General features: G+C 60.0%; 18 protein-coding genes and 1 tRNA gene. 10 read left to right on the forward strand and 9 right to left on the reverse strand.

The window, feature by feature from the left end:
• Positions 1–9: 9 nt before the first annotated feature.
• From L6418_RS04360 to panD, 4 genes are all read left to right on the forward strand, one after another.
• The gene (locus L6418_RS04360; protein WP_237248253.1) at positions 10–651 is read left to right on the forward strand and encodes a deoxynucleoside kinase; all 642 of its coding nucleotides are present in this window, start codon (positions 10–12) and stop codon (positions 649–651) included.
• A complete protein-coding gene (gene panB / locus L6418_RS04365; protein ID WP_237248700.1) occupies positions 651–1,442 on the forward strand; it encodes a 3-methyl-2-oxobutanoate hydroxymethyltransferase in 792 nt (263 codons plus the stop codon). Before L6418_RS04360 ends, panB begins: the two co-directional genes overlap by 1 nt.
• Entirely contained in the window at positions 1,442–2,269 is an 828-nt protein-coding gene (panC, locus tag L6418_RS04370; protein ID WP_237248254.1) for a pantoate--beta-alanine ligase, read from the forward strand. Before panB ends, panC begins: the two co-directional genes overlap by 1 nt.
• A gap of 116 nt (positions 2,270–2,385) precedes the next feature.
• Positions 2,386–2,769, forward strand: a complete 384-nt coding sequence (panD, locus tag L6418_RS04375; protein ID WP_237248255.1) for an aspartate 1-decarboxylase — start codon at positions 2,386–2,388, stop codon at positions 2,767–2,769.
• A 55-nt stretch (positions 2,770–2,824) separates the two neighbouring features.
• Here the strand turns inward: panD and purB are convergent, their stop codons facing one another.
• The 6 genes from purB to L6418_RS04405 form a co-directional block, all read right to left on the reverse strand.
• Positions 2,825–4,195 carry an adenylosuccinate lyase gene (purB, locus tag L6418_RS04380; protein ID WP_237248256.1) on the reverse strand — a complete coding sequence of 457 codons (1,371 nt, stop codon included), beginning with the start codon at positions 4,193–4,195 and terminating at the stop codon, positions 2,825–2,827.
• A 174-nt stretch (positions 4,196–4,369) separates the two neighbouring features.
• On the reverse strand, positions 4,370–5,422 hold the full coding sequence (locus L6418_RS04385; RefSeq protein WP_237248257.1) for a mechanosensitive ion channel family protein: 1,053 nt from the start codon (positions 5,420–5,422) through the stop codon (positions 4,370–4,372).
• An 11-nt stretch (positions 5,423–5,433) separates the two neighbouring features.
• Positions 5,434–6,519 carry a tRNA 2-thiouridine(34) synthase MnmA gene (mnmA, locus tag L6418_RS04390; protein ID WP_269807825.1) on the reverse strand — a complete coding sequence of 362 codons (1,086 nt, stop codon included), beginning with the start codon at positions 6,517–6,519 and terminating at the stop codon, positions 5,434–5,436.
• Between the two features lie 48 nt (positions 6,520–6,567).
• Positions 6,568–7,014: an NUDIX hydrolase gene (locus L6418_RS04395; protein ID WP_237248258.1), complete on the reverse strand. Its 447-nt coding sequence runs from the start codon at positions 7,012–7,014 to the stop codon at positions 6,568–6,570.
• A 63-nt stretch (positions 7,015–7,077) separates the two neighbouring features.
• The gene (locus L6418_RS04400) at positions 7,078–7,296 is read right to left on the reverse strand and encodes a hypothetical protein (RefSeq protein WP_237248259.1); all 219 of its coding nucleotides are present in this window, start codon (positions 7,294–7,296) and stop codon (positions 7,078–7,080) included.
• A gap of 97 nt (positions 7,297–7,393) precedes the next feature.
• Positions 7,394–7,480 (reverse strand) — tRNA-Leu (locus L6418_RS04405).
• Positions 7,481–7,564: 84 nt separating this feature from the next.
• On the opposite strand from L6418_RS04405, the gene queA reads away from it, so the two are divergent.
• The 6 genes from queA to L6418_RS04435 all read left to right on the forward strand — a co-directional run bounded on the left by queA (position 7,565) and on the right by L6418_RS04435 (position 13,575).
• Positions 7,565–8,587 (forward strand): tRNA preQ1(34) S-adenosylmethionine ribosyltransferase-isomerase QueA, encoded by a 1,023-nt coding sequence (queA, locus tag L6418_RS04410; protein WP_237248260.1) that lies wholly within the window; start codon positions 7,565–7,567, stop codon positions 8,585–8,587.
• Positions 8,584–9,684 carry a tRNA guanosine(34) transglycosylase Tgt gene (gene tgt, locus L6418_RS04415; protein ID WP_237248261.1) on the forward strand — a complete coding sequence of 367 codons (1,101 nt, stop codon included), beginning with the start codon at positions 8,584–8,586 and terminating at the stop codon, positions 9,682–9,684. Before queA ends, tgt begins: the two co-directional genes overlap by 4 nt.
• Positions 9,685–9,791: 107 nt before the next feature.
• Positions 9,792–10,118, forward strand: a complete 327-nt coding sequence (yajC, locus tag L6418_RS04420; protein WP_237248702.1) for a preprotein translocase subunit YajC — start codon at positions 9,792–9,794, stop codon at positions 10,116–10,118.
• Positions 10,119–10,153: 35 nt separating this feature from the next.
• Positions 10,154–11,965: a protein translocase subunit SecD gene (secD, locus tag L6418_RS04425; RefSeq protein ID WP_237248262.1), complete on the forward strand. Its 1,812-nt coding sequence runs from the start codon at positions 10,154–10,156 to the stop codon at positions 11,963–11,965.
• Between the two features lie 37 nt (positions 11,966–12,002).
• Positions 12,003–12,935, forward strand: coding sequence for a protein translocase subunit SecF (gene secF, locus L6418_RS04430; RefSeq protein WP_237248263.1), 933 nt, complete (start codon positions 12,003–12,005; stop codon positions 12,933–12,935).
• Positions 12,936–12,951: 16 nt separating this feature from the next.
• Positions 12,952–13,575 (forward strand): DedA family protein, encoded by a 624-nt coding sequence (locus tag L6418_RS04435; RefSeq protein WP_237248264.1) that lies wholly within the window; start codon positions 12,952–12,954, stop codon positions 13,573–13,575.
• A 4-nt stretch (positions 13,576–13,579) separates the two neighbouring features.
• On the opposite strand, the gene gluQRS is transcribed toward L6418_RS04435, so the two are convergent.
• The 3 genes from gluQRS to clpS are packed head-to-tail and all read right to left on the reverse strand — an operon-like array spanning position 13,580 to position 17,036.
• Complete coding sequence (gene gluQRS / locus L6418_RS04440) at positions 13,580–14,500, reverse strand: tRNA glutamyl-Q(34) synthetase GluQRS (protein WP_237248265.1); 921 nt, start codon at positions 14,498–14,500, stop codon at positions 13,580–13,582.
• Entirely contained in the window at positions 14,475–16,733 is a 2,259-nt protein-coding gene (clpA, locus tag L6418_RS04445) for an ATP-dependent Clp protease ATP-binding subunit ClpA (RefSeq protein ID WP_237248266.1), read from the reverse strand. Before clpA ends, gluQRS begins: the two co-directional genes overlap by 26 nt.
• Positions 16,734–17,036, reverse strand: a complete 303-nt coding sequence (clpS, locus tag L6418_RS04450) for an ATP-dependent Clp protease adapter ClpS (protein ID WP_237248267.1) — start codon at positions 17,034–17,036, stop codon at positions 16,734–16,736.
• Between the last annotated feature and the right edge of the window lie 22 nt (positions 17,037–17,058).

Raw genomic sequence — 17,058 nt, forward strand, 5'->3', positions numbered from 1 at the left:
TTTGCCGGAATGTCCCTGAGTAAATATCGCTACATCGTGGTGGAAGGCCCTATCGGCGTGGGCAAGACCAGCCTTGCGCAGCGTCTGGCCGATCATGCCGAAGCGCAGCCGCTGCTGGAAAAGCCCCAGGACAACCCTTTTTTGGCCAATTTCTACCAGGACCCGATACGCTACGCCTTGCCCACGCAGCTGTTTTTCCTGTTCCAGCGCATCAACGAGGCGCGCGACATGGCGCAGATGGACCTGTTCCGCAGCCGCACGGTCTCCGATTACCTGTTCGAGAAGGATGCGCTGTTCGCTCGCCTGACCCTGAGCGATGACGAGTACAAGCTTTACCAGACCATTTACCAGGGGCTGTCGCCGCAGGCGCCCACGCCGGATCTGGTGATCTACCTGCAGGCGCCTGCTTACACGCTGTCCGAGCGGGTGCGGCGGCGCGGGCATCGCTATGAGCGCACGATCCAGGATGACTACCTGGCGCGCCTGGCCGACAGTTACGGCGAGTTCTTCCATCATTACGACGATGCGCCATTGCTGGTGGTAAACAGCGAACACCTGAATTTTGTGGATAATGCCGATCACTTCAACCTGCTGCTCGACCGCATCGGCAAGATGCGCGGGCGGCGTGAATATTTCAACGTAGGCTCATGATGCGGAAGACGCTCACGACATTGCAGACCATGCGTAACCAGGGCGAAAAGATCGCCGTGCTGACCTGCTACGACGCCAGTTTCGCTAGCATGATGGAAGCGAACGGCGTGGATGTTTTGCTGGTCGGCGATTCGCTGGGGATGGTCATCCAGGGGCGCGCTACCACCTTGCCGGTAACCATCGAGCAGATGGCATACCACGTTGCGTGTGTGGCGAGCGGTTCGCAGCAGGCGTTCATCGTTGCCGACATGCCGTTTGGCACGTCGCAAGTCAGTCCGCGCGAGACCTTTGCCTATGCCGTGCAGCTCATGGCGGCGGGGGCGCACATGGTCAAGATCGAGGGGGGCGAGGAGATGGCCGACACGGTGCAGTTCCTCAGCACGCGCGGCATACCGGTGTGCGGACATATCGGCCTCACGCCGCAGTCGGTGCACCAGTTAGGCGGCTACCGGGTGCAGGGCAAGGGCGACGCTGCCGCCCAGAAATTGCTGCGCGATGCGCTGGCCTTGCAGCAGGCCGGGGCGGGCATCGTGTTGATGGAGGCCATTCCTGCGGCATTGGCGACGGAAGTCACTGCGAAGCTGGCCGTTCCCACCATCGGCATCGGCGCGGGCGCCGCTTGTTCCGGGCAGGTGCTGGTGGTGTACGACATGCTGGGCATCTATCCCGGCAAAAAAGCGCGCTTTGTCAAGGACTTCATGCCTGGTGCGGGTTCCATCGCCCAGGCGGTCGCCAACTATGTTGCCGAAGTGAAGTCGGGGGCGTTCCCTGCGCAGGAACATTGCTTCTGATGCAACTCGTTCATTCCGTAGCCGAACTGCGCGCAAGGCTGGCTGGCGAACAGTCGGTCGCATTTGTGCCGACCATGGGCAATCTGCACGAAGGGCATCTCGAACTGGTGCGTATCGCCCGCCGGCACGGCAGCTGCGTAGTGGTCAGCATCTTCGTCAATCCCCTGCAGTTCGGCCCCAACGAAGACTTCGACAAGTATCCGCGCACGCTGGAAGCCGACTGCGCCAAGCTGCAGGGCTTGGCGGACGTGGTGTTTGCCCCGATGGTGGGCGAGATGTATCCGGAAAAACAGACCGTCTTCGTTGAACCGCCTCCCATCGCCAGCGAATTATGCGGAGCTTTCCGCCCCGGCCATTTTCTCGGCGTGGCGACCGTGGTGCTGAAACTTTTCAATCTGGTGCAGCCGCAAATCGCCATCTTCGGCAAGAAGGATTACCAGCAGCTTGCCATCATCCGTCAAATGGTTATCCAGTTGAACCTGCCCATCACGATCATCGGCGCGGAAACTGCCCGTGCGGCGGACGGCCTGGCGCTGTCCTCGCGCAACCAGTACTTGTCCGCAGAAGAGCGAACCGAAGCGGCTTTTTTGAGTCAAACTTTGCGTGGGATGGGAGTAGCTCTGAAAGCAGGGAAGGCTGGTTATGCCGATCTCGAGGAAAAGGCGGGTGCGGCGCTTGCCAAGCGGGGCTGGCAGGTGGAGTATGTTGCGGTGCGCAGACAGGCCGATCTTGGCGTTCCGGGTGAAGGAGAACGCAATCTGGTCATACTGGCGGCTGCCAGGCTGGGCAAGACCCGGCTGATCGACAATATCGAGGTTGGTCTTTGATTCCGGGGCGTTTATAATTCGCGCCCCCGAACTTTGGGCTGGAGTTTAAGATCGCTTTCTCGTTCATCCTTTCCTCCGTTCGCGGGAGAAAGTTAGAGAGGGCTCAGGAGGTGACCATGCAACGAACCATGCTACAGGCCAAATTGCACCGCGTGCGCGTGACGCAGTCAGAACTGCATTATGAGGGTTCGTGCGCCATCGACGACGACCTGCTGGATGCTTCCGGCATCAGGGAATATCAGGCGATCGACATCTACAATGTCACCAACGGCGAGCGTTTCAGCACGTATGCCATTCGTGCCGAGCGCGGCTCGGGCATCATCTCGGTGAACGGCGCGGCAGCGCACAAGGCCGAGCCGGGCGATATCCTCATCATCGCGGCATTCTCCATCTATTCCGAACTGGAATTGCAGAAGTACCATCCCACGCTGGTCTATGTGGACGAGAACAACCGCATTATCGACAGGCGGGACAAGATACCGGTGCAGGCGGCAGCCTGAATGAACAAAGCCCCGCGGATGCGGGGCTTGTTGTTTGTGCGGACTGAAAAATGACTCAGATGCGTTTTGCCAGTTCCGCAGCCTTGCCGGTGTAGGTCTGCGGGCTCAGCGCCTGCAGGCGCTGTTTTTCGCCGGCCGGGATGTCCAGCGTCTGGATGAAGGCAGCGAGGCTATCCTTGTTGATGCCACCCTTGCCGCGCGTCAGTTCCTTCAGTTTGTCGTAGGCGTTCTCGATGCCGTAGCGGCGCATCACGGTCTGGATCGGCTCCGCCAGCACTTCCCAGCTGTTGTTCAGGTCTTCTGCCAGGCGCTGCGGGTTGGCTTCCAGCTTGCCCAGGCCTTTCAGGCAGGACTCGTAGGCCAGCAGGGTATAGCCCAGCGCGACCCCCATGTTGCGCAGCACGGTGGAGTCGGTGAGGTCGCGCTGCCAGCGCGAAACCGGCAGCTTTTCGGACAGGTGCTTCAGCAGCGCATTGGCCAGGCCAAGGTTGCCTTCGGAGTTCTCGAAGTCGATCGGGTTGACCTTGTGCGGCATGGTGGAGGAACCGACTTCGCCGGCTACCACTTTCTGCTTGAAATAACCGAGCGAGATATACCCCCAGATGTCGCGGTTCAGGTCGATCAGGATGGTGTTGGCGCGGGCATAGGCGTCGTACAGTTCGGCCATGCAATCGTGCGGCTCGATCTGGATGGTGTAGGGGTTGAAGGTCAGTCCGCGCGCCTCGACGAATCTTTTCGCGAAGCTCTCCCAATCCACATCGGGATAGGCCGACAGGTGCGCGTTGTAGTTGCCCACCGCGCCGTTGATCTTGCCCAGTATTTCGACGTCGGCGATGCGCTGCGCAGCGCGGCGCAGGCGGTAAGCCACGTTGGCCATTTCCTTGCCCAGGGTGCTGGGGGTGGCAGTCTGGCCGTGGGTGCGGCACAACATGGGCAGGTCGGCATGCTGGTGCGCGAGATGTTGCAGGCGTTCGATCAGGACCTGCAGCGTGGGCAGCATCACCTCGGCGCGCGAGTGGTTGAGCATCAATGCATGGCTCAGGTTGTTGATGTCTTCCGAGGTGCAGGCGAAATGGATGAATTCGAGCGCCTTGGCGGTCTCCGGAAGGTCGGCAAGTTTCTCGCGCAACCAGTATTCGATGGCCTTCACATCATGATTGGTGCGGCGCTCGATGGCCTTGATCTGCTCCGCATCGGCTTCGGAGAACTGTGCGGCGAGCTGCACGAGATGGCCGATGGAGGCGGGGGAGAACGGCGGCAATTCCTTGATGCCGGCCTCGTTGCTCAGCGCCTTGAGCCATTCGATCTCGATCAATACGCGATAACGGATCAGGCCGTATTCGCTGAAGTGGCCGCGCAGGCCTTCCAGTTTGCTGTGGTAACGCCCGTCCAGCGGGGAGAGTGCGGTGAGTGCCGAGAGAGTCATGGTGTATGGGCTGGAAAAGTTTCAGGCGCGCATTTTACGTGAAAGCGCGCCAACGGGCACGGCATGTCTTAACCTTGGCAAGGGAGTTTGCTGTGCCCGTTCCCCCTTTCCCGCTTTTCCCAGCGCGCTGGGGAAGGGCGGACGAGACAGGCAATAGTCAATTCCCGCGCAACGTCAGGAGGCAGGCTGGTTCAGGTGCAGTGTGCGAGTGGGGAAGGCGAACGCGGCGCCGTGTTTGGCAACGATGTCAGAAATTCGCAGCAGGATGTCCTGTTTGCTCGCATGGAACTGGGACAGCTTGGTGTGCTTGCTGAAAGCCTGGAATACAAGGTTGATCGAGGAGTCGGCGAATTGATCGAAAGCCACCACCGTGTCCTGCCCGGTATCGATATCGGGGTGGTTCTGCAGCATGGCTTGCACTTCCGCGACGATGGCGCTCATCTTGCCGAGATCGTCATAGCGCAGGCCGATGGTCTCGCGGATGCGGCGGTGCGACATGCGCGACGGGTTCTCCACCACGATGGAAGTGAACAGGGCATTGGGCACATAGATCAGTGACATGTTGGTGGCGCGCAGGCGGGTCTGGCGCCAGCCGATATGTTCCACCTTGCCCTCGATCTGCTTGTCCGGCGATCGTATCGTTTCGCCCACATTGAAAGGCCTGTCCAGGTGGATCATCAGGCCGCCGAAGAAATTCGCCAGCAGGTCCTTCGCGGCGAAGCCGACTGCGATGCCGCCCATGCCGCCGAAGGCCAGCACGCCGGAGATGCTGAATCCCAGGGTTTGCATCACACCCAGCGCGGCGGCAACGGCCACGGTGATGCGCGCCACCTTGCTCAGGCCGTCTACCGTGGTGCGATCGACTTCCTCTCCGGCCCGGCTGCGTGCGGAGACCACGTTGTTGCCCAGCTCGCGGATCAGCTTGAACAGGAACCAGGCTATACAGGCAACGACGCCGATGTCGCGGGCGGGAGCAACGTATTCAAGCAACTGCTCGCCGGTCTGGCGATGGATCAGGTGCAGCGCGAAAGAGATGCCGCCGAGCCAGATCAGGACCGGCAGCGGTCTGCGTGCAGCCTCGATCAGCGAGTCATCCCATATGTTGCTGGTGCGGGCAGCGATCTTTTCCGCATGTTGCAGTACGAGCCGTGCCGCGGCATGAGCTGCAACGGTGGCAGCGAGGATCAGCAGCAGGCGGATGGTCTCGGGACTCAGGTTGATGGACATGGGAGCGCAGGTTACTTGATGATGCCGCCGCCGAGGCAGATCTCGCCGTCGTAAACCACGACGGACTGGCCCGGCGTGACGGCCCACTGCGCTTCGTCGAAAGTGAAGTGCGCGGTATCGGCGCTGGCAAGGGCGATGTGGCAGGCAGCATCCTGCTGGCGATAACGGGTCTTGGCGGCGTAGCTGCGCGCGGTGTCGGGTGCATGGCCGCTGATCCAGTGCATATCCAGTGCATCGAGCTGCGGATTGAGCAGCAAGGGGTGATCGTGGCCCTGCACCACGATCAGGCGGTTGTGCGGCATGTCCTTGCCGGCGACGAACCACGGCTCGCCGGTGGTCTCGCGCGAACCGCCGATGCCCAGCCCCTGGCGCTGGCCGTAGGTGTAGAACGACAGCCCCATGTGCTGCCCCACCACTTTACCCTCCGGCGTGACCATGTCACCGGGCTTGGTGGGCAGGTAGCGGTTGAGGAATTCGCGGAACGGGCGTTCCCCGATGAAGCAGATGCCCGTACTGTCCTTCTTGGCGTGGTTGGCGAGGCCGTTTTCGCGGGCGATATCGCGCACCTGCGACTTGAGCAGTTGCCCCAGCGGGAACATTGCCTTGCCCAGTTGCTGCTGGTTCAGCCGGTGCAGGAAATAGCTCTGGTCCTTGCTGTCGTCCCTGGCTTTCAACAGCTGGAATGCGCCATCGGCTTCGCGCACCTGCGCATAATGTCCGGTGGCGATGGCATCGGCACCCAGGCGGATGGCGTGATCGAGGAAGGCTTTGAACTTGATCTCCGAATTGCACAGGATATCCGGGTTGGGCGTGCGCCCGGCCTCGTATTCGCGCAGGAAGTAGCTGAATACACGGTCTTTGTATTCCTTGGCGAAGTTCACCGCCTCGATGGGGATGCCGATGGTATCGGCCACGGCGACGGCATCGATCAGGTCCTGGCGCGAAGAGCAGTATTCGCTGTCATCATCCTCTTCCCAGTTCTTCATGAACAGGCCGATGACCTCGTAGCCCTGTTGTTTCAGCAGGAGTGCCGTGACGGAAGAATCCACGCCGCCGGACATCCCGACGACGACAGTGATTTTACGATTGCTTTTCACGATTGGCCCCTCTCCCTCTGGGAGAAGGTTCGGGTGAGGGATTGCCCTTTACTCATAGTGCGTAATCAAATCCAGCGGATAACGCTTGCCCGCGATGTAATCTTCGACGCAACGCAGGATCAGAGGGCTGCGATGGCGTGCCTGGGTGGCACGGATCTCATCCGGCGTCATCCATACTGCGCGCACGATGCCCTTGTCCAGCGCGCGTTCGGGATGATGGGCGAGGATGCGACCACCGAAGGCAAAACGCAGATAGGTGGTGTCGGATGCGGTGGAATGCCAGCGATAGACGCCGATCAGGTATTCCGGCTCGAATTCGTAGGCGGATTCTTCCAATGCTTCGCGTACCGCCCCTGCGGGCAGGGTCTCGTTTGCTTCCCAGTGCCCGGCTGGTTGGTTGAACAGCAGGCCATGCGGGGTGTGTTCTTCCACCAGCAAGAACTTGCCATCCTGCTCGAGGACGGCTGCGACGGTGGCGTGTGGTTTCCAGATCATGGGGGGATTCTAAACGAAATAAAAAAGGCAGGGTTGCCCCTGCCTTTCTTGGATGAAGCCAGATTACTTGGCAGCTGCGTCAGCGGCCTTGGCTTTCTTGGACTTCTTGGCTTTCTTTGCCTTAGCCTTGTGGGCTTTCTTGGCTGGCTTCGCTTCTTCCTTGGCAGCAGCAGGAGCGGCAGCGGCGGCAGGAGCAGCGGCAGGAGCAGCGGCATCAGCGGCAACGGCAGAGAAAGAAACCAGAGCGAATACGGCAGCGATCAGAGTGGACATCAGTTTCATTTGAGGCTCCATGAGTAGTTGATAAACGTTTATGACACTACTGTGTCGGAACCTATAACGCGGCTGGTTATTGTCGCGTTGACACAAACCGCGAATTTGGTGCCGGGGGGGGGACTCGAACCCCCACGCCCTCTCAGGCACCGGATTTTGAGTCCGGCACGTCTACCAGTTCCATCACCCCGGCAAGGGAAGGGCGCGAATTATCCATGAAACGCCACCCCTCATCAACTACAATGCGCGTTTTTCTTCCGGTATCCAGTGGGTTTTCATGCGCACCGACGAATTCGACTTCATTTTGCCAGAGCGATTGATCGCCCAGCATCCGCCCGCCCGGCGAGGGGCGAGCCGTTTGTTGCTGGTTGGGCGATCGGGTCTGCAAGACCATCAATTCGTCGATCTGCAGGGATTGGTGCGGGAACATGACCTGCTGGTTCTGAACGATACCCGTGTGCTGAAGGCCCGCCTGTTCGGCGAAAAGGAGAGTGGGGGCAAGGTCGAGGTGCTGGTCGAGCGGGTGCTGGATGAGCATGGCGTGCTGGCGCAAGTCCGCGTCAGCAAGGCCCCCAAACCGGATAGCCGGTTGTTGCTGGCCGAAAAGTTGTGGGTGCGGGTATTGGGGCGTGACGGCGAATTCTTCCGGCTGCATTTCGAGGGCGATGAGCCGGTATATACCCTGTTGGAGCGATATGGCCATTTGCCCTTGCCGCCTTATATTACCCATGCTGCCGAAGCGGAGGACGACGAACGCTATCAGACCGTGTTTGCACGGGAGCCCGGCGCTGTGGCGGCCCCCACGGCCGGATTGCACTTCGGCGAGGAGATGCTGCAAACCCTGCGTGGCAAAGGTGTGGATATCGCCTACGTGACCTTGCATGTCGGCGCAGGGACCTTCAAGCCGGTGCGCGCCGAACGGATCGATGAGCATGTCATGCACAGCGAACGCTACAGCATTCCGCAAGCCACAGTGGATGCAGTTGCGGCAGCGATGGCAAAGGGGGGGCGGGTCATCGCGGTGGGGACGACCAGCCTGCGCGCCCTGGAAAGTGCGGCATCCGGCGGCGGATTGGCGGCGGGGGCTGGCGAGACGGCCATCTTCATTACGCCCGGATACCGTTTCAGGGTGGTCGATGTATTGCTCACCAATTTCCATTTGCCGAAATCCACCTTGCTCATGCTGGTGTGCGCTTTCGGGGGCATGGATAAGATGCTTGCGGCGTACCGTCATGCGGTGGAACAGGAATATCGTTTCTTCAGCTATGGCGATGCGATGTTGATAGAAAGAGAACAATGAAATTCACTTTACATAACACCTCGGGTGCCGCCCGTCGCGGGACGCTGGATCTGGCTCACGGCAAGCTGGAGACACCAGCTTTCATGCCGGTCGGCACTTATGGCACGGTCAAGGCGATGTCCCCGCAGGAGCTGAAGGACATGGGGGCGCAGATCGTGCTCGGCAATACTTTCCATCTGTGGCTGCGCCCGGGGCTGGAAGTCATCGCCGCCCACGGCGGCCTGCATCGCTTCATGGGCTGGGACAGGCCCATCCTCACCGATTCGGGCGGTTTCCAGGTTTTCAGCCTGGGGCCGCTGCGCAAGATCACCGGCGGCGGCGTGGAATTCAAATCGCCGGTCAACGGCGACAAATGTTTCCTCTCCCCGGAAGAGTCGATGCGCATCCAGCGCGTGCTGAATTCCGACATTGTGATGATCTTCGACGAATGCACCCCCTATCCGGCAGACGAGAAAGTGGCAGGGGAGTCGATGCGCATGTCGTTGAGCTGGGCCGAGCGCAGCAAGCGGGCGCATGAGGGCAATGTCAACGCGCTGTTCGGCATCGTGCAAGGTGGCATGCATGAGCAGCTGCGCGACGAATCGCTGCGCGGATTGATGGATATCGGTTTCGACGGTTTCGCCATCGGCGGCCTGTCAGTGGGCGAGCCGAAAGAGGATATGCTGCGCATCCTGCAGCACACTGCGCCGCAACTGCCGCAGGACAAGCCGCGCTACCTGATGGGCGTGGGGACGCCGGAAGACCTGGTGGATGCGGTGGGGCATGGCATCGACATGTTCGACTGCGTGATGCCTACGCGCAATGCGCGCAACGGCCACCTGTTCACGCGTTTCGGCGATGTGCGCATCAAGAATGCGCAATACCGGCTGGATACCAGTCCGCTGGACGCGCAATGCACTTGCTATACCTGCAGGAATTTCAGCCGTGCCTACCTGCACCACCTGCACCGTCTCAACGAGATACTCGGTGCGCGGCTGAATTCCATCCACAACCTGCATTACTACCAGGAACTGATGGCGGACATGCGTGCGGCCATCGAGCGCGGACAGTTTGCCGAATTTGCGGCCGGATTTCGCCGGGCGCGGGCTGGTTTGTAGGCCGGCGGGCGCGTAGCAAGACAGTCATGTCTTCCGTGATAGAATGCCCGCCTTTGATTTTTGAACCCTATTTTTCGACAGGAGTGGTTATGATTTCTATCAGCGAGATGTTCATCAGCAACGCTTATGCGGACGGCGCAGCGGCGGCCCCGCAGGGCGGGGACTTCATGCAGTTCCTGCCTTTGGTCGCCTTGCTGGCGGTGTTCTATTTCCTCATCCTGCGCCCGCAGCAAAAGCGCGTCAAAGAGCAGAAGGCCATGATAGAGGCGTTGCAGAAGGGTGACGAGGTCGCCACCGTCGGCGGCGTGCTCGGCAAAGTCGTGAAGGTCGGCGAAGACAATGTGGCGGTCGAGATATCCGACAACGTCGTGGTCCAGGTGCAAAAAGCCGCAGTGCAGAACGTCCTGCCCAAGGGTACGATCAAGTCGATCTGATCCATTTCAACCATGCCGCAAATCAAGGTGTCGCAATGAACCGCTATCCACTGTGGAAGAACCTGCTGGTGTTGGCTGTACTGCTGCTGGGCCTAGTGTATGCCTTGCCCAACCTGTACGGCGAAGCGCCGGCGGTACAAGTGCTGCCGCTGCGTTCCAACCTGAAGGCCGATACGGCCCTGATGGCGCGGGTGGAAGAGGCGCTGAAGGCGGCGCAACTGAATCCGCAAGCCATGTCGCTGGATGCCACCAGCGTCAAGGCGCGTTTCAACGACACCGATACGCAGATCAAGGCGAAAGACCTGCTGCATGCCCAGCTTGGCGACGACTATATGGTGGCGCTCAACCTGCTGGCGCGTTCGCCGCAGTGGCTGGCCGACCTGAATGCCCTGCCGATGTACCTTGGTCTGGACTTGCGCGGAGGGGTGCACTTTCTGCTGCAGATCGACATGAGGGCTGCGCTGGACAAGGCGCTGGAATCGGCTTCCAGCGATATCCGCAGTACTTTGCGTGAAGCGAACATCCCCTATTCCGGCGTCACCCGCGATGCCAGTTCGATTACCACCCGATTCCGCGATGCCAATGCGCGCGGCAAAGGCGAGGAGGAGCTCAAGCAGCATTTCGGCGGGCTGGAATTCGGCACGCGCGAGGAAGGCGGCGAGTTCCTGTTGCTCGCCCATCTCAAGCAGCAAGAGCAGATTCGCATACAGGAATCCGCCGTGCAGCAGAACCTGGTCACATTGCGCAACCGGGTGAACGAGCTGGGGGTGGCCGAGCCGGTGATCCAGCAGCAAGGGGCCGACCGCATCGTGGTGCAGTTGCCGGGCGTGCAGGATACCGCGCGCGCCAAGGATATCCTTGGGCGTACCGCCACGCTGGAAGTGCGTTTGGTGGATGACGAGCACCATTATGTCGACGGGGCAGCCGTGCCTTTCGGCACCGATATGTTCAAGGATCGCGACGGTACGCCACTGCTGGTGAAGAAGACCGTGATCCTGACCGGCGAGCGCATCAACGATGCACAACCCGGTTTCGACAGCCGCAGCAACGAGCCTGCCGTGCATATCAACCTGGACGCGGTGGGGGCGCGCAAATTCAAGGAAGCCACGCGCGAGAACGTCGGCAAGCGCATGGCCATCATCCTGTTCGAGAAGGGTAAGGGAGAGGTTGTTACCGCCCCGGTGATCCGCGAAGAGATCGGCGGCGGGCGTGTGCAGATCAGCGGCAAGATGAACACGGAGGAGGCCAAGGATACTTCGTTGCTGCTGCGTGCCGGAGCGCTGGCCGCGCCGATGGAGATCGTCGAGGAGCGCACCGTCGGCCCGAGCCTGGGGGCGGACAATATCAAGCGCGGTTTCGATTCCACCAAGATCGGCTTCATCGCCATCGCCGTGTTCATGGTCGTCTATTACCTGATGTTCGGCACGGTGTCGGTGCTGGCACTGGGCGCGAACCTGCTGCTGCTGGTTGCCTTGCTGTCGATGTTGCAGGCTACGCTCACTTTGCCCGGCATGGCAGGTATCGCGCTGACGCTGGGCATGGCGATCGACGCCAACGTGCTGATCAACGAGCGCATCCGCGAGGAGTTGCGTAACGGCGTGCCGCCGCAAACGGCGATCCATGCCGGCTACGAGAACGCTTTTGCCACGATCCTGGACTCCAACATCACCACCCTGATCGCCGGTGTCGCCCTGTTCATGTTCGGCTCCGGCCCGATCAAGGGATTTGCCGTTGTGCTGTGCCTGGGCATCCTGACATCGATGTTCAGCGCGGTGCTGGTGTCGCGCGCGCTGGTGAACCTGATTTATGGCAGCAAGGTGCGTTTGAACAAGGTCGCGATAGGTTAGTCCGCTCGCGTAGCGAGACGCATAAGGGAATTAAGACATGGAATTCTTCCGTATCAAAAAAGACATCCCGTTCATGAGCTATGGTCGTTACACCACGACCATTTCGCTCGTGACTTTCCTGTTTGCCGTGTTTTTCCTGGCCACCAGGGGGCTGAACTTCGGTGTGGACTTCACCGGCGGCACGGTGATGGAGGTGCATTACGCCCAATCGGCCGATCTGGAAAAGGTGCGCGGACAGCTGCGCAGCATCGGCCTGAACGACGCACTGGTACAGAACTTCGGTTCCAGCCAGGATGTGCTGGTGCAGATTCCGCTCAAGCAGAACAAGGCTGGCGCCAAGCTTTCCGAGCAGGTGATGGACACCCTGCATCAGCAGGATGCGAATGTCGAACTGCGCCGTGTCGAATTCGTCGGACCGCAAGTCGGCAAGGATCTGGTCGATAACGGCGCCATGGCGCTGTTGCTGGTCAGCCTGGGGATCGTCGGTTATCTGTGGATACGCTTCGAGTGGAAATTCGGTCTGGCGGCGATCATCGCCAACCTGCACGATGTGGTCATCATTCTCGGCTTCTTCGCCTTCTTCCAGTGGGAATTCTCGCTTTCCGTGCTGGCTGCGGTGCTGGCGGTGCTGGGCTATTCGGTGAACGAATCGGTAGTGGTGTTCGACCGGATCCGCGAGAACTTCCGCAAGATGCGCAAGACCGAAGTTGCCGTGATCATCGACAACGCCATCACCCGCACCATGTCGCGTACCGTCATCACCCACGGCTGCACGCAGATCATGGTGACCTCCATGCTGTTTCTTGGCGGCGAAACGTTGCACTACTTTGCATTGGCGCTGACCATCGGCATCCTGTTCAGTATTTATTCCTCGGTGCTGGTGGCCAGCCCGTTGCTGATGATGTTCGGCGTGTCGCGCGAAGATTTCATCAAGCCGGAAAAGACCGAAGCAGAAGAAGTGTTGCCGTAAGCCAGGGGCTCCGATCTTGCTCGACATCATTTTGCACCTGGATGCACACCTGCTGGCACTGGTGCATGACTATGGCGTATGGATCTATGCCATCCTGTTCGCCATCATCTTCTCCGAGACCGGGCTGGTCGTCGCCCCCTTTTTGCCGGGCGATTCGCTGTTGTTCGTGACGGGAGCCTTGTGCGGCATGGGTTCGCTGGAATTGCATATCCTGCTGCCTTTGCTGGTACTCGCGGCTTTCGGTGGCGACAATACCAATTACTGGATCGGGCGCTTGCTGGGGCTGCGGCTGCTCAACAGCTCCGGTCAGCGCTTCATCAGGCACGAGCATCTGGAGAGGACTCGCCATTTTTATGCAAGGCATGGCGGAAAGACCATCATCTTCGCACGCTTCCTGCCCATCGTTCGCACCTTCGCTCCGTTCGTGGCAGGCATTGGCACCATGCGCTATCGGCTGTTCGTGGTGTTCAGCGCGCTGGGCAGCTTGGCCTGGATCGGCAGTTTGACGCTGGCGGGTTACTTCTTCGGCAACATCCCGGTCATCAAGAACAACCTCACCTTGATGATCATCGCCATCATTTTTGTTTCCTTCCTTCCAGCCATCTTCGAATTCGTCCGGCAGCGCCGGGGAGCGAACTGACCGTTCAGGCGGATACGGGGAGCATCGTGATTCCCTGCAGGCGGGCGGGGTTCCAGTATCGTATCGCCCAATCCAGAATCGTTCTCACGTCGCTGGTGGCCAAACTCTCTGGTGGATATTGCTGCAGGAAATCCAGCACGCGCAACAGCGTCCTGGCGGGATGCGATTCATCCACTGGCGCAGCCAGCGTCTGCTTGCTCAACTTTTCCCCCGCTTTGTCCACCGCGACAGGCAGGTGCATGTAGCGTGGCCTGGGGAGTTCAAGCAAACGTTGCAGGTGTATCTGGCGCGGTGTGGAATCCAGCAGGTCGGCACCCCGCACGATATGTGTGATGCCCTGGAACGCATCGTCCACCACCACTGCCAGCTGATAGGCAAACAGGCCATCGGCGCGTTTCACCACGAAATCGCCGACCTCGCTTTCCAAGCGCTGGGAGATTCGGCCTTGTAATGCATCATCAAATTCAACCGGCTTGTCGTTCGTTCGCACGCGCCAGGCCCGCCCTTCACGCCCGGCCGGGATGCCCTTGCGGCATGTGCCGGGATAGACCGGTCCATCGATGCCGTGCAATGCGGAATCTGCGATCTCTTTGCGCGTGCAGCAACACGGATACACTGCATCGCCGACTTGCAACTTGCGCAATGCCTCGGCATAAGCCGTCGTGCGCTGGCTCTGATGCAGGATGGGCTCATCGCTATGCAGGCCGAACGCATCCAGCGTGCGCAGGATGTCTTCTGCCACACCCGGCATGCAGCGCGGTGCATCGAGATCTTCCATGCGTACCAGCCAGGTGCCGTGGTGATGCTTCGCGTCGAGAAAACTGCCGACGGCGGCGACAAGCGAACCGAAGTGCAGGGGACCGGTGGGGGAGGGGGCGAAACGCCCCCGGTAACCGGAATCAGGCAGGGACGGCTTCCTCTTCAAACTCCAGCACCACCTTGCCGTCCTTCACGTCCACGGTGACCTTGCCGCCGTTCGCCAGCTTGCCGAACAGCAGTTCGTCGGCCAGGGCCGAGCGGATGGTGTCCTGGATCAACCGCGCCATCGGGCGGGCGCCCATCAACGGATCGAAACCGTGTTCCGCCAGGTAGTCCTTGAGCGCATCGGTGAACAGTGCATCCACTTTCTTTTCGTGCAATTGTTCTTCCAGCTGCATGAGGAACTTGTCCACTACGCGCAGGATGATCTCCTTCGACAGCGGTGCGAACGAAACGATGGCATCCAGGCGGTTGCGGAACTCTGGCGTGAACAGGCGTTTGATGTCGACCATTTCGTCTCCTGCGGAAGAGACGCTGGTGAAGCCCATCTGAGTCTTGTTGAGTGCTTCGGCGCCGGCATTGGTGGTCATGATGATCACCACGTTGCGGAAATCGGCCTTGCGTCCGTTGTTGTCGGTGAGCGTGCCGTGATCCATCACTTGCAACAGGATGTTAAAAATGTCCGGGTGAGCCTTTTCGATCTCGTCCAGCAGCAGCACGCAATGGGGTTGCTTGGTGATGGCTTCGGTGAGCAAGCCCCCCTGATCGAAGCCGACATAGCCGGGAGGAGCGCCGATCAGGCGAGAGACGGCGTGGCGTTCCATATACTCGGACATGTCGAAGCGGTGTATGGGCATGCCCATGCTGTAGGCAAGCTGGCGCGCCACCTCCGTCTTGCCGACACCCGTGGGGCCGGAGAACAGGAAGCTGCCGATGGGCTTCTGCGGATTGCCGAGGCCGCTGCGCGACATCTTGATGGCGCGGGCCAGCGCGTCAATGGCCTTGTCCTGCCCGAACACGGTGGCTTTCAGGTCGCGGTCGAGGTTTTTCAGCGCATTGCGGTCGTCGTGCGACACGGTGCGCGCAGGGATGCGGGCGATCTTGGCGATGATCTCCTCGATCTCGTGCTTGCCGACGACTTTCTTCTGTTTCGATTTGGGCAAGATGCGTTGCGCTGCACCGGCCTCGTCCAATACGTCGATCGCCTTGTCCGGCAGATGGCGGTCGTTGATGTAACGCGCAGAAAGCTCGGCGGCGCTGGTGATGGCGGCGGAACTGAATTTGATGCTGTGGTGCTCTTCGAAGCGCGACTTCAGTCCTTTCAGGATCTCGATCGTCTGTTCGACCGAGGGTTCGGAGACGTCGATCTTCTGGAAGCGGCGCGACAGGGCCGAGTCTTTTTCGAAGATGCCGCGATATTCCTGATAGGTGGTGGCGCCGATACATTTCAGCTGCCCGCCCGACAACGCAGGCTTGAGCAGGTTGGACGCATCCATGGTACCGCCAGACGCGGCTCCCGCGCCGATGAGTGTGTGGATCTCGTCGATGAACAGCACCGCGTTCGGTGCGTCCTTCAATTCCTTCAGCACCGCTTTCAGGCGCTGTTCGAAATCGCCCCGGTACTTGGTACCGGCCAGCAAGGCGCCCATATCCAATGCATAGACGTGTGCATCTTTCAGGATGTCGGGCACCTCGCCTTCGACGATGTTGCGTGCCAAGCCTTCGGCGATGGCTGTCTTGCCGACGCCGGCTTCGCCGACCAGCAGAGGGTTGTTCTTGCGGCGACGGCACAAAGTCTGGATCACACGCTCCAGTTCCATGCCGCGTCCGATCAACGGGTCGACCTTGCCTGCCAAGGCGTGTGCATTGAGATCCAGCGTGTAATTCTTGAGCGCGCTGTCGTTGCTGCCTTCCTGATCGGCATCGGTTTCATTCGCCGTCTTCTGCGTCGAAGGCTGTATTTCCGCGGTCTTGTTGATGCCGTGCGCGATGTAGTTCACCACGTCGAGGCGGGTGATGGCGCGCTGGTTGAGGAAATAGACCGCATGCGATTCCTTCTCGCCGAAAAGCGCCACAAGGATGTTCGCCCCGGTCACTTCCTTTTTGTTGGTGGATTGCACGTGCAGGATGGCGCGCTGGATCACGCGCTGGAAGCCGACGGTAGGCTGTGTGTCCACCTCGCCCGTGCCTGGCACCACCGGGGTGTGGGTCTCGATGTGCTGCACCAGCACTGCACGCAATTCCTCGATATCCGCGCCACAGGCACGCAACACGTGGGCTGCCGACGGATTGTCCAGCATGGCGAGCAACAGGTGCTCGACCGTGATGAATTCGTGCCGTTTCTGGCGGGCTTCGACAAATGCCAGATGCAGGCTGACTTCCAGTTCTTGCGCGATCATTTAATTTTCCTCCGTCTGGCATCGTAAAGGATGCCCATGCTGCTTTGCAAACGCCGATACCTGAGATACCTTGGTCTCGGCGATGTCTTTCGGGTAGACGCCGCACACGGCCGAACCCTCATTATGTATTTGGAGCATGACTTGCGTCGCTCGTTCCTGGCCCATCGAAAAAAAAGTCTTCAGAACGTCGATCACAAATTCCATGGTGGTGAAATCGTCGTTCAGCAGGATCACCTTGTACAGCTTGGGCGGCTTGGTCTTGCTGCGCTCCAGCAGGTTTACGTTTTCTTGCTTGATTGCCATCGTTCGCTATTCTCACCCTATG

Origin of the sequence: Sideroxyarcus emersonii (genome assembly GCF_021654335.1) — a bacterium.
GTDB classification, from domain to species: Bacteria; Pseudomonadota; Gammaproteobacteria; order Burkholderiales; family Gallionellaceae; genus Sideroxyarcus; species Sideroxyarcus emersonii.